This is a genomic window from Nodularia sp. LEGE 04288, from assembly GCF_963896525.1.
GTDB lineage: Bacteria > Cyanobacteriota > Cyanobacteriia > Cyanobacteriales > Nostocaceae > Nodularia.
The window spans coordinates 75827-89560 of the sequence record NZ_CAWQOY010000066.1; the positions used below are offsets into that span (position 1 = coordinate 75827).

Consider the following 13734-nt stretch of genomic DNA (forward strand, 5'->3'; position numbering starts at 1 on the left):
ATTACTGGGAAAAACCGATTATTTTTTAATTAATGGCAGCATCACAGTAAAGGTAGTGCCTACACCTACCGTACTTTCCAGAGCAACTTCACCGCCATGTAAATCTACCAGGGTTTTAATAATTGATAACCCTAGTCCAGTACCGGGTATATTGCCAATATTGCTCCCCCGATAAAATGGTTCAAATAAAGTTTTTTGCTCTGCTATTGGAATACCAATTCCCTGGTCTTTGACCTGAAAAATTAACTTTTGATTCTCGCAAGTAAGGGTAAAATAAACCATTATTTGGGAGGGAGAATATTTAATGGCATTATCGAGCAAATTTTTCAAAATCGGCTCTAGCAATTTGGCATCAACCCAGGCTGTTAGGTAGTCAAATTCACTGACAAATCTGATTGATTTTTCGCTCATGCTCATGTGCATTTGTGCCACTAAATCATGGCAAAACTCTACTAAATCAAGCTGTTGAGGGGCAAAATTTATTTTAGCTGTTTCGGCTTTAGCAAAGAACAAAGTATCATCCAACATTTGGCTAATTTGTTCGATGGCTTTTTCTATATGTTCGATTAATGGTTGTATTTTCTGCTCTGTGTGTTTGTCTACTTGTTGTTTAAGTAAGCTATTGGAAAATGAAACAATATTTAGTGGAGTCCGAAATTGATGACAGACCATAGCAAGAAACTGCGCTCTGAGTTCGCTGAGTTGTTTTGCTTGTTCTAAAGCCTGGTTAAGGTCTGATTCTACATTTTTGTAATCTGTAATGTCAATGCCTGTAATCAGTTCCACTGGTTTTCCACCGAAATCCAGCATTCCATCAAGCTTAGTAACCGCGCAAGCTAGCCAGCTTTCTGTGCCGTCTTTTTTCAGCAGATTCATTTCCTGGTATTCAAAATTCACGGCGGAGTTTTGGTGGCGTACCTGTCTATGTTCTTGACTCTTAATCAGTCGGCGAAGGTCAAAGTCTTTGAGTAATTCTTCTTTTTTGTAGCCAGTGAGTTTCTCCACCGCAGGATTTATGTAACACAGATGCGTTCCTTGAATTAAGAAAATGTTTGCTTCTGTTGTTTCTGCTAAAGTCCGGAATCTTGCTTCATTCAGCCTGAGAGCTTCGTTTGTTTGTTTGGATTTTGTAATGTCCCAAATATTCCAGACTCTCCCGACAATTTTATCAGCCAGGTAGTGAGGTTTAGAGTAGTGTGCAAAGCTTCTTCCATCCTTCAATTCCAGAATATAGTAGCTCTCGAAATCACATTGGCTAGAAACTTCCCAAATGAGTCGAGAAAAGGCTTCTGGATCTTTAACTTGATTCTCAAAAAAGGCTTTGCATTGAGGACATTTCTGAGATAATATCAGAGATTTTGGAATCTGCCACATATCGATAAACTTCTGATTCAAACTCAGAATATCTCCCTCAAAGTTAACTGCAACAATGCCGACAGCAGCAGATTCGAGGGTAGAATTAAATATGGACAGGGATATTCCCAGTTCTACTTCTTTTGTGCTGAGTTGCGAAACTTCTTGTTGAAAATAGTTTTTGGCTTTCCTTAATTCATCCATCCATGTTTGTACACTCAACTCGATTATTTGATCACTTTTGTCTCGAATCACAGCACAGCTAAAGGTTTTACCTTGATTTTCTACAGAGATCATCGATATTTCTACTAATAATATCCGCCCTCCCTTGGTGCGATAGCGAGAGTTAAAGTTAGAGGAATCTTTTGCTCTGATATCTGACAAATTATGTAGAGGAAAGTCGATATCTAGATCATGCAGCTTCAAGGAAAGTAATTCCTCACGGGAATACTCAGTCATTTGGCAAATGGCATCATTGACATAAAGAAACTGCTGATTTTCGCCTAAACAGAAAGCCGCATCTACAGATTGATTGATCAGAAAATAAGCAAAGTGAAAATCTATTTCTGGCTGTAGCTTCCATTGAGAGTTGGATAAAACTAATGTATGTTTACTAGAATTCATGACTTGACTTTCTCCTGGTCATAATTCAGCACTAGAGCCATAAATAAATTCAACATCAGAAATACCTACAGTTATTTGTGAATTTCCTGCTAACAAATTATTGTTAATTAATTAAAAAAATAGATATTATTTATTCTAGCCGATTTAAATTTTCTGTAAAGCAAATTTGTTAATTAAAATTTATTTGAGCTATTAGTTGAAACCCTGCCGCGCTCATTGAAATAATCTGAATTTATCAATGAGATTTTACCTGAATTTACCACTCATAGGGAAGCGCCCAGTTCACAGCACGAAATGAATGATGTAACTTGGGGAAATTTTGCACCATTAATCTTGAATGTTTCCAAGATTAGCCATGTTTCAAATTAGATATGTACCTTTTAGATTAGCCATATGAGGATATACCCATAATTTTTAAACCTCATAATTCTATTAATTCATAAAACATCTTATTTGTACAGTGCATAAAGACTAAAATTTTTTGGACATAACTAATAAGCTTTTGTTAATATTTTTTATTTTGTAATTTTTCTTAACTCCGATCTATTGTTAAAGATTTAACTATATGATAGCTGGCTGAGTCATCTGTCCGGAGAAATACATCTCATTAAAGAAAAATAACGTAGTCCTAGATTATGTGTTGTCACCAAGACAGTTTAGAGTAAATAATACCTAATTTTTACTGATTCATCCATCTAAAGCAATAAAAATAATGAGACTATATATCTCAAAATTAGTCACAAAAATGACTTGTAAAGGTATTTGATGAAAATGAGAAAATTTTATTTAGATGGTTGTATTAGCAAGTGAAAGCTATAAAATTATTGGTTTCTCTTCAGAAGGATCACAAAAGTAATTTTTCTATTTGGCTAATATAATTACAAAAAAAATTACACCTATATCAAAAGAATATTGATTGTAAATATACAGCAATTCCTTCTGCTATGAGGTACACATAGCGGGCAAGATGCCCGCACCACAAGAGTTTTATCATTAATATTTTTACCTCATAACACCGGGAACTGCTGTATCTCAATTATCCTAGAAGCCATACAAGATGAATCTCCTGCTCGGCTGAATCCATAATCTATTCATCATAATCACAGCGAAAAATTTGACAACCCTAGCAAAAGAATATTGATTGTGAATATCTTTTCATGGACTCTATGATGATTCACATAAGCACGTCCTTGACTGTGTACGCTTTACAAAAAAATTGTGCCTGCAATCACAAGCATCAATTACCAGTATTCAACCGTCTTTACTATTGATCAAATCCGGTCATAACTGTAAAAAACAGAGACGTTTGTATTAGATATTCCCAGCGATGTGAATGTGCAAAGAAAGAAGCCTTTATACAAGTTTCTGGAATTACGTTAAATCCATGAGTCAAAATTATAGTGATTCAAACTCCCCTCCAATTACAAGTGAGCTATACAAGAAATTGCCACCCAACAGTTTTGTAGAATCTTCCTCCAACGGTTCCCAGCAATTGGACAAAATCGCATCGAAACCGGAAATTCAACCTTTTTTAGTGAATGAATCCCCCCAGGTTTCTGTCGCCCATGCGATCGCTCAAATGCTAGAAAATTTGGGCGTAGGCTATGCCTTTGGGGTCGCCGGTGGTGCAATGGCTAGCCTGTGGAATGCGTTATCTAATAGCAATATAGAGGTGCTGAACTTCCGCCATGAAGCCGGGGCGGCTTTTGCTGCTTCCGAGGCGTATTTTGCTAGCGATCGCCCTACGGTAGTGTTTACCACAGCCGGGCCAGGGATTACCAACGCCCTCACCGGGTTATTTGCGGCTCGTGGTGAAGGTGCAAAAGTGATTTTGCTCTCCGCTTGCACTTCCGCCCCGCAACGGGGACGTTGGGCGATTCAGGAAACCAGCAGCTACACCCTACCCAGTGGCGGAATTTTTACCCCAGGGGCGCTATTCAACTATGCGATCACCATTGAATCGGCGGCGCAACTTCCCCAGATTTTTCGCAAAATTGCTCTGGGTTTAGCGCAACCAGGAGGATTTGTGGTTCATTTAAGCATTCCCACAGCCATACAGACGAGCTTAATTGATCACATCTCCCTACCACAATTAGAAGTGCCGAGTTTTCCCATGACCTCTCAAGGGGAAGCGATCGCTAAATCCGTAGAATTACTATCAGCGGGAAACTTTGCCATCTGGGTAGGTTTTGGCGCTCGTCACGCCGCAGAGGAGATTCGCCAATTCGCCGAAAAAACCGGAGCCGCAGTCATGTGTTCACCACGTGCTAAAGGCATCTTTCCCGAAGATCATCCCCAGTTTGTCGGTGTCACAGGCTTAGGCGGTCATGCTTCGGTTCTCACTTATATGGAACAGCAACCTCCAACCCGCACACTTGTACTAGGAACCCGTTTAGGCGAACCCACATCCTTTTGGAATAAAGCAATGGTTCCCCCAAGAGGCTTTATCCATGTAGACATTGACCCAGAAGTTCCAGGGGTAGCCTATTCGGACGCTGAAACATTCCCCATTCAGTCAGACATCAAAGCTTATATGCAAGAACTCTTGCAGCATTGGCCAGATATTCCCCCTTGTTCCAGAGATATCAGCCTACCTCATCCAGAACGCCCAGTCATTGCACCACCTGCAAACATCGACTATCCAGTGCGACCATTCGTGTTAATGGCTGCAATTCAAAAAATCATTGTTGAGGGTAGCGATGCAGTAGTTATGGCCGAGTGCGGTAACTCCTTTACTTGGTCAACTCATTTCCTGCGATTTGCTCAAACCAATCGTTATCGAGTCAGCACCGGAGTAGGGGCTATGGGTCACACAGCCACAGGAGTATTAGGTGCAGCCCAAGTCCGAAATGGTAAAGCTGTCGCGATTGTCGGCGATGGGGCGATGCTGATGAATAACGAAATCAGCACAGCCGTGAAATACAATATTCCTGCTGTCTGGATTGTGCTAAATGATGCCCGTTACAATATGTGCCATCAAGGCATGAAAATGTTGGGATTAAAAGGTGCAGATGCAGAAATGCCTGAAACCAACTTTGCGATGATTGCTCGCGGTATGGGTGCAGAAGCCGTGGGAGTGGTGCGAGAGTCAGACTTGGAAGCTGCATTAGAGCAGGCGATCGCGGCAAAGGTTCCTTTTCTAGTTGATGTAGTGATTGATGCTGATCAACCTGCACCTTCTGGTGGACGGAATAAAAGTTTGGCAGCACAAGGAGTCAAATCAAATCAGGTTAATGGTTCACCTAAACCAGCTTCATTCCCATCAGTTTGATGATGAATTCTTCGCTTTTATCGTTAAGAGGAACGAACCGCATAAAGCCTTCGGCATAGCTTCGCTTATGGCGCTAGCCTCTTCCTTTGGGAGAAGGAAGAAGAGAAGAAGAGAAGAAAGGCAGGAATTCGGCGCACCTATGGCTACACCAGACAAGTTATGACAAAGAAGTGTGGTATGAGGAATAATCACTTTGTGTAGCGGTTTGGTTGGCATTTAATTACTGAAAATCATCTAAAATCAATGTTGGAAAACGCGAATGCTGCTATTTGAAACTGTGAGAGAAATGGGTCATGAACAGGTTTTATTCTGTCATGGCAGGAATCCCGATATCAAAGCAATTATTGCTATCCATGATCGCAGCTTAGGGCCAGCAATGGGGGCGACAAGACTTTTCCCCTATCTTAATGAAGAAGCAGCCTTAAAAGACGCGCTACGTCTCAGTCGTGGTATGACCTATAAGGCTGCCTGTGCTAACATTCCGGCTGGTGGCGGAAAAGCAGTAATTATTGCTCATCCGCAGCAAAAAACCGATGAGCTAATGAGAGCTTATGGACGTTTTATTGAAAGTCTCAATGGACGTTTTATTACAGGACAAGATGTCAACCTGACTCCTGAAGATGTCCGCTCAATCCGCAAAGAAACTAAATATGTCGTTGGGGTATCAGAAAAGTCTGGTGGTCCGGCTCCTGTCACTGCCCTCGGAGTATTTTTAGGCATCAAAGCGGCTGTAAAATCTCATTGGCAAAGCCAAGAAGTTCAGGGGTTAAAAGTTGCAGTGCAAGGCTTGGGAAATGTCGGCAAAAATCTCTGTCGTCATTTACATGAGCATGGGATGAAACTGTACGTCAGCGATGTAGACCCAGCCAAAACAGAAGAAGTAAAACAACTTTTCGGTGCGACTGTTGTCAGCCCAGATGAAATTTACTCCCTTGATGTTGATATCTTTGCACCTTGTGCTTTAGGCGGAATGCTGAATAGTGAGACAATTCCTCTGCTCAAAGCGGGAATTATTGCTGGCGCGGCTAATAATCAGTTAGCGGATGAACAAATACATAGTCAAATGCTCACCGAAAAAGGCATCACTTACTGCCCTGATTATGTGATTAATGCCGGAGGTCTGATCAATGTTTATAACGAAATGATTGGCTACAACGAAGAAAAAGCTTTCCAACAAGTGCATAACATTTATGACACCCTCCTAGCAATTTTCGACATTGCTAAACAGCAAAATATCAATACAAATGATGCATCTAAACGGTTAGCTGAAGACCGAATTATGAATGCCAGGAAAAGCAAAATTAGAGAAATTGCTGCCTAATTACTCACGATTAATCTCAGGAAAAGCCCCCAAATTTCTCTGTGGAATCAATCCCAAATCCCAAAATCCAAAATTGTTTGAAGCATGGAAAAAAACACATTTGCCGCATCAACATATATCGCTACTTCACCAGAGAGCGCCTTTGAGTATCTTTGCAGTTTAAAGAACTTAGATGATTGGACGCTTTTTAGCCGGATGATCGAGCAAATTGACGAAGATACCTGGGTGGGAACTGCCTCTGGGTATCATAAAAATCTCTATTATCATGTGAAAAAGCTAGAAAACCCGCTGTTCTATGGCATCGAATGGCACTGCGGATTTGAGTATAATCAATACTTCCAAGTATATCCGGTTTTATTGTTTCCTCCGAACTACATTGATCCAGAAACGGATGAAAAAGGTGTGTACTTCCACTGGTTGAGTTTTGTCGATCCCAAAAGACAGACTCCCATGATTATGCAGGGAATCCACACTGTACATACTTCCGAGACTCGTTCTCTCAAAGCGATTTTAGAACGCCAAGCTGGTCGCAGTACAGCAGCTAAAGGTCGCCACTTTATTGATACCGATACCATCTATGTTGATGCTCCAATGGACATCGGGATCAAGTATTTGTCAGACCTGCAAAATATGGATGAGTGGGCGCACTTAGTCAGACCATCTGGAGAAATTACTTCCCAATCAGGTGAGTTCAGAGATGAATATGACCAAAAGATTAAAATTTCTCTGCGATTACATACTTTGAGCAAATACAACTTGCTTGAACAAGAAAACTTTTATCCAGAATACGGATTTTATCAGCGTTCCGTCGCCCTACTCATTCCCACAGCCTATGCATTTGCTGATCCTGAAGCTTCTGGGTTCATCTTGCATCGAATCACATTCTGGAAAACAGATCAAGTTCTCGCTCACGGGAAACTACAAATTGAAGACTTTGGAGCCGAAAGCATGAACATCAAACGGATGTTAGAAGCCAAAGCCGGAAACATGACATCCTTTGATTTGGGCATGAGCTATGTACCAAAAAATCAAAATTCAGTAGTTACCAGCCACTAAAAAATCTTGATTCCAAACTAATTCCTAGTGAATTAAAACTAGTAAACCTCAGCACTCCTCTGCGTTTAAAAACATGACAAATTGACGCAAACCAATACTAAAGCTATATAAAGACCTGCAACAGATGAAAATCAAGCAACTTACTATTACCTTGATCAGTTTTTATATGACTGCTTTTTCAGGAATGAAAGCAGTAGAAGCCGCATCTTTTACAGTAATTGCCGACGGTCTAAATAATCCAGGTGGTCTGAGTTTTAGCCCCGACGGTAAACTCTATATTACAGAAGGTGGGACTGGAGGAAGTGGTGCTTGTGTTCCACCAGCAAGCGGTGAAGGCGATTCCTTATGTTATGGCAATAATGGAGTAGTCAGCGTCATTGACAACGGTGAAATCCAGCCTATACTGACAGAATTACCCTCCTTAGCATTACCAGATGGCAAAAGAGCTGCTGGCCCCCGTGATATTCAATTTGATGCTACTGGTCAGCCTTATGTGCTGCTGGGGTATGGAACTAATCCCACTTATCGCGAGAGTTTGGGTGAAACTGGTCTAGGAACAATCATCGTTCCTGACTTTGACACCAATTCCTGGACGAGTATTGCAGATATATCTAACTATGAACTTGTTAACAATCCTGATGGCGATGATCTCAATAGCAATCCCTTAAAATTTCTCATAGATGGTGATCAACTTGTAATAGTTGATTCGGCTGCTAACGATTTATTAAGTGTTAATACTAGTGGTTCTGATTTGCAAGCGATTCCTGCGGAGAGCTTCGCGATCGCAGTATTTCCCCAAAAAACATTAACAAATCCAGTCTTCCCACCTTCCCTTACACCATCGAATGAACCTGAACAAGTTCCCACTCAAACTGAAGCACCACCATTAGAGTTGAGTATTCAATCAGTACCAACAGGTGTGGCGCAAGGACTAGACGGAGCTTACTATATCAGTGAATATACTGGTTTTCCCTTTCCAGAAGGAGGAGCAAACATCTATCGCGTTGGTGATGACGGTATACCAACAATCTATGCAGATGGTTTTACCCAACTCATGGACTTGGAATTTGATCAAGATGGTAATTTGTACGCTTTGCAGTATGCCAACGAGTCAGGCTGGAAAGGTAATCAAGATGGTGCTTTGATCAAAATAGCTCCCGATGGGACTCGTACAACTATTCTCAGTGGCAACGGCTTAGAATCGCCTAGTGCCTTGACCATTGGTGTTGATGGTACCATTTACATCGCCAACCGAGGCGATCGCCCAGGAGAAGGACAAATTATCAGCATTCAGAATATCCAGTCTGTTCCTGAACCTAACTCTGCATTAGGTCTATTAACTCTTGGCGCTTTGGGCGTTGTTTGGTTGCGAAAGAGTAACCGCCTCAAACCCCTTCATCAATAAAGCCTGAGCGCTCAGGTAAAAAGTTTTCAATTAATACCAGTGTTTACCCTAAATACCTCTAGGGCAATAATTCCTTGTCATCAAAATTTCTCCAAATTACCAACTCTGAACCTCTAAAAGTATGAAACTCAAGTCATTTACTCTGACTCTTTTGACTCTTTGTATTGCCTCTGTCGCTAGCACCAAAGCCGCATCAGCCGCAACTCTATCGGTAATCGCCGATGGTTTGAATAATCCCCGAAATTTTGACTTTGCTCCTGACGGCAGTATTTATTTAACAGAGAGTGGTTCCGGGGGCGATGGCAAAGACGGAAGTTGTGTACCATCACCTAGCGCCCAATATATACCTTTATGTTCTGGTGATACTGCTTCCCTGCTCAAAATTACTCCAGACGGGAAAACAGAAACCGTCATCCCGAATCTCCCATCTTTAGCATTAACCCCTTCTGGGGAACAAGCGGCTGGTCCTGCGGACTTTAAATTTGATTCCCAAGGTAACGCGTATCTTTTGTATGGCTATGCTGGGCATCCCAACACACGAGAAGATCCATTAAACGCCCCGTTACTGGGACAATTATATAAAGTAGACTTAACCACTAATTCACTCACAAGTCTGGCCGATTTTGCCAACTATGAACTCCAAAATAATCCTGATGGCAGTGATGTGATTAGCAACCCTTATGCTATGGCAATTCAGGATGATACAGCTTACGTGGTTGATGGGGGCGGGAACACAATATATTCTGTGGGACTTGATGGTAGTGGGATCAAGAACGTAGCCAAATTCCCAGAGAAACTCATATCAGCAGATAAACTCGAATTTCCCACTCTTCCAGAGGGGATAGTAGATCCAACCGGAGGGGCGGAATTACCCCCAGGTTTTACAACTGCATCCAATGGTCTTCCAGTATCAAACCAATCAGTACCTACAGGTATTGCGATCGCACCTGATGGGAGTTTAACAGTCAGCGAATTTACATATTTTCCCTATCCAGAAGGTGAAGCACGTATCCATAAAGTTAACCCTGATGATTTATCAATAGAAACCATTGCTGATGGTTTTACACAACTGACAGGTGTGGCATACGATCCTGAAGGCAATTTGTATGCATTGCAACACATCGATCAGTCAGAATGGAAAGTCATTGAACAGGGCGGTAATATCATTGGTGATGTTGGTGGTTCTTTGATCAAGATAGCTCCGAATGGCGATCGCACAACTATCTGGAGTGGTGATGGACTACAGCTAGCTTCAGGCTTAACTTTTGGTCCTGATGGAAATTTATATACCTCAAATAATTCCCGACTCTCAGGAACAGGACAACTGATCAAAATTGATCTCAGTGCCAAGCAAGTTCCCGAACCCACAACTGTACTAGGTCTGCTCGCCGCAGCCGCATTCAGTACAACTTCGCTAGCAAAGCGCAAACGCAAATTTAGTCATTAGTCATTGGTTATTCCCTTGTTCCTACACCCCACACACCCCATAGTCCCCAGGAGCTTATATGACATTAGTGAAAAAACTCTCAATCGCACTTGCTAGCGCTGGATTTATGACACTAGCAGCAGTAAGTACAGCCGAAGCCTTGACTTTAAATTACGAAACGAGTATTGGTAGACCTGCCACCTTTACCGATGGCGATTTCCCAGGTGTTCCCGGAGTAATGACTGTTCCCCAAGGCATAGGAGTACAAGACTCGACTGATAATATCTTCGTCAGTAATGGTCGGGGTATTGACCGCGTTGATGTCTTCGATAGCGAAGGCAACTATATTAAAGGCATTGGCAGCACTGGCTCAGGGCCTGGACAGTTCGACGAACCAGCAGACATCAGATTCAATCCCATCACCGGAGATATGCACGTCGGTGATGTTTTCAACAGCCGGATTAATGTCTTCGATGCCGACGGTAACTATAAGACATCCTATGCTTCCTTTAGCGGCCCTGTAGAAGATAGATTATTCTTTGGCCCTGGAGGAATGGATTTCGATGCAGCTGGTAACTTATATGTGAGTGACTTTAGTGCTGACATTATCAAAGTATATAATCCCGAAGGCGAACAAATTAACACTATTGGCAGTCCTGGCAGTGAACCCGGTCAATTTTTGGGGCCAGGAGGTTTAATTATCTCCGACACAACTGGCAGAATTTATATTAACGACCAGTACAACGGACGCATTCAAGTTCTAGACTCCAATGGTGATTTTCTCTTTGAGTTTGGTTCTACTGGCTCTGAACCCGGACAATTTAAAGAGCCAATCGGCATTGATTTGGACGAATACGAGAATATTTATGTCGCAGATTCTCAAAATAGCCGCGTTCAAGTATTCGATCAAGACGGTAACTTCTTAACTAGCTTTGGCGAACCAACCCGCGATTCATCTGGCGAAGTTGTACCACCACCCACACCTCCGGCTTTAGGCGGCACAACTCCCTATGGTGACCCCATTGACCTTGAACCAGGCAAGTTTAACTGGACTGCTGGCTTGCACTACAACGATGGTAAAGTCTATGTCGGAGATTTTTTCCAAGGTCGTGTTCAAGTTTTATCAGTAGAACGGGCGGCTAAAGTACCTGAGCCTGCGTCTATCTTAGGTCTGGGAATATTCGGTATAGGGGCTAGTGTCGTAACGTTGCGGAAAAATCGGCAGAAAAAAGTCTCATCAGTTTAGAGAAGAAACCGGAAATGACTTCTGTTTAATAACTTCGCAACTGTAATCTTTCCCTGATTTCATTTGAGGATTTAAAACCCAAAAGTGAGTCAGGGTAAGAATAAAAATTATTGAAATAGTAATTATGTCTGCTGTAATTTATTTGAAGCAAACCAGTATTACTAGCTTATTACGCCACTGGGTTTCACAAGCAGTTACTCAAGAAGCTCTGACCTGGCTAGATCAAAAAAGAGAGCAGATTCGAGGCGGTGATCTTGGTCGTGAGTTTTTTACGGCGTTCAGTGCAGTCTCCCGCTATACAGGTAAACAGCCGCTAGAACTCAACCCAAAAGACTTAAAAGCTGCTTCAGTCATGCAAGTTGGTTGGTGTCCCGGTCATTGGAGTGTGGATCAAGCCGCTCGCACATTATTAGTATTGGCTCTCCCACAAAATCAGACAGAAAAATATTTACAGGCGTTAGAGCAAGTCTTCACAACTGCCGATGGCGGAGAATTAGTAGCTCTATATCAAGCTTTACCTCTGCTACCATACTCAGAACAACTACAAAAACGCGCTGCTGAGGGAGTCCGCAGTAATATGATTGCAGTTTTCGATGCGATCGCCTTAAGAAATCCCTACCCAGCCCAGTATTTTGACACACTGGCATGGAATCAAATGGTGCTGAAAGCCTTGTTTGTCGGCAGTCCTCTGCATTTAATTCAGGGTCTTGATATTCGCGCTAACCGTGACCTAGCAAGGATGTTAATGGACTATGCCCACGAACGCCACAGAGCTAACCGTGCAGTCCCCGTCGAACTTTGGCAATTAGTCAATAATTCGTAATTCGTAATTCGTAATTCGTAATACTCGCCAAGGGCGAGAAGCAAGCTACGTAATTCGTAATTGAGGAACAGAGTAACTAATTTACTCTAATTTACCAGTATTAACACTAATAAAATCATGTTTATTGACCCCCACATTCACATGAGTTCGCGCACCACCGACGATTATCAAAGAATGCGCGCATCAGGTATAGTCGCAGTCATTGAACCAGCTTTCTGGTTAGGACAACCCCGCACCAATATTGGTTCATTCCAGGATTATTTCAGCAGCTTAGTCGGTTGGGAAAGATTCCGAGCCGCTCAGTTTGGCATCAAGCATTACTGCACAATGGGGTTAAACTCCAAAGAAGCCAATAACGAAGCCCTAGCCGAACAAGTCATGGAACTATTGCCCCTGTATGCTTGTAAAGAAGGTGTAGTTGCGATCGGTGAAATTGGTTACGATGACATGACCCCAGCCGAAGATAAATACTTCCGCCGCCAACTACAACTAGCCAAAGAACTAGATATGTTGGTGATGATTCACACACCCCACCGCGACAAAAAAGCGGGTACAAGTCGCAGCATGGATGTCTGTATTGAACATGGTTTAGAACCATCGCAAGTAATTGTAGACCATAACAATGAAGAGACAGTAGAAGAAGTCTTAGAACGGGGCTTTTGGGCAGCATTCACAATTTACCCCCACACAAAAATGGGAAATGCCCGCATGGTAGAAATTGTCCGTCATTATGGCAGCCTTAGTGAAGCAGGACGTGATAACATTCGTCGCATCATCGTAGATAGTAGTGCTGATTGGGGAGTCAGTGACCCTCTAGCCGTACCCAAGACCGCCCAATTAATGCTAGAACGGGGAATTTCCGCAGCCGATGTTAGAGCAGTCTGTTATCAAAATGCGCTTTCAGCTTACAGCCAAAGTGGACAAATAAAAGAATCCGATTGGCTAAATCCCCAACCCATAGATCAGCGACAGAAATTCAATGATAATTCCGTACTGCGGGGACAACAACCACTAATAGAATCCAGCCGTGAATACGCACTAATTGAGTAACACCAATTCCCGGTTCCCCTCCTCGCTTGCGGCTATGCATTACCCGGATCTTTCTTAACATTTGCGAGAGCGATCGCTCTCCAAATCGCGAAGCCTTAAACCTACGTTGTCCATTCTCAATAAAAGCAGGTTTTTAGCGAGAATAGCCAAGGCTGATTT

At 42.4% G+C, this 13734-nt stretch carries 9 protein-coding genes; 8 read left to right on the forward strand and 1 reads right to left on the reverse strand.

Annotated features, from left to right (window positions below):
- Window positions 1–18: 18 nt before the first annotated feature.
- Window positions 19–1977, reverse strand: a complete 1959-nt coding sequence (locus AACX33_RS05175) for a scytonemin biosynthesis sensor histidine kinase (RefSeq protein ID WP_194001556.1) — start codon at window positions 1975–1977, stop codon at window positions 19–21.
- A gap of 1384 nt (window positions 1978–3361) precedes the next feature.
- On the opposite strand from AACX33_RS05175, the gene scyA reads away from it, so the two are divergent.
- The 8 genes from scyA to AACX33_RS05215 all read left to right on the forward strand — a co-directional run bounded on the left by scyA (window position 3362) and on the right by AACX33_RS05215 (window position 13575).
- The gene (gene scyA, locus AACX33_RS05180) at window positions 3362–5248 is read left to right on the forward strand and encodes a scytonemin biosynthesis protein ScyA (RefSeq protein WP_194001554.1); all 1887 of its coding nucleotides are present in this window, start codon (window positions 3362–3364) and stop codon (window positions 5246–5248) included.
- 259 nt (window positions 5249–5507) lie between these two features.
- Window positions 5508–6569 carry a tryptophan dehydrogenase ScyB gene (gene scyB, locus AACX33_RS05185; protein ID WP_194001552.1) on the forward strand — a complete coding sequence of 354 codons (1062 nt, stop codon included), beginning with the start codon at window positions 5508–5510 and terminating at the stop codon, window positions 6567–6569.
- A gap of 84 nt (window positions 6570–6653) precedes the next feature.
- The gene (scyC, locus tag AACX33_RS05190; RefSeq protein ID WP_194001550.1) at window positions 6654–7625 is read left to right on the forward strand and encodes a scytonemin biosynthesis cyclase/decarboxylase ScyC; all 972 of its coding nucleotides are present in this window, start codon (window positions 6654–6656) and stop codon (window positions 7623–7625) included.
- A 124-nt stretch (window positions 7626–7749) separates the two neighbouring features.
- On the forward strand, window positions 7750–9030 hold the full coding sequence (locus tag AACX33_RS05195; RefSeq protein WP_194001549.1) for a ScyD/ScyE family protein: 1281 nt from the start codon (window positions 7750–7752) through the stop codon (window positions 9028–9030).
- 121 nt (window positions 9031–9151) lie between these two features.
- Window positions 9152–10477, forward strand: coding sequence for a ScyD/ScyE family protein (locus AACX33_RS05200; protein ID WP_194001547.1), 1326 nt, complete (start codon window positions 9152–9154; stop codon window positions 10475–10477).
- A 58-nt stretch (window positions 10478–10535) separates the two neighbouring features.
- On the forward strand, window positions 10536–11702 hold the full coding sequence (scyF, locus tag AACX33_RS05205) for a scytonemin biosynthesis PEP-CTERM protein ScyF (protein ID WP_194001545.1): 1167 nt from the start codon (window positions 10536–10538) through the stop codon (window positions 11700–11702).
- A gap of 124 nt (window positions 11703–11826) precedes the next feature.
- On the forward strand, window positions 11827–12525 hold the full coding sequence (locus AACX33_RS05210) for an EboA family metabolite traffic protein (RefSeq protein WP_194001543.1): 699 nt from the start codon (window positions 11827–11829) through the stop codon (window positions 12523–12525).
- 117 nt (window positions 12526–12642) lie between these two features.
- A complete protein-coding gene (locus AACX33_RS05215; RefSeq protein ID WP_194001541.1) occupies window positions 12643–13575 on the forward strand; it encodes a TatD family hydrolase in 933 nt (310 codons plus the stop codon).
- Window positions 13576–13734 lie beyond the last annotated feature (159 nt).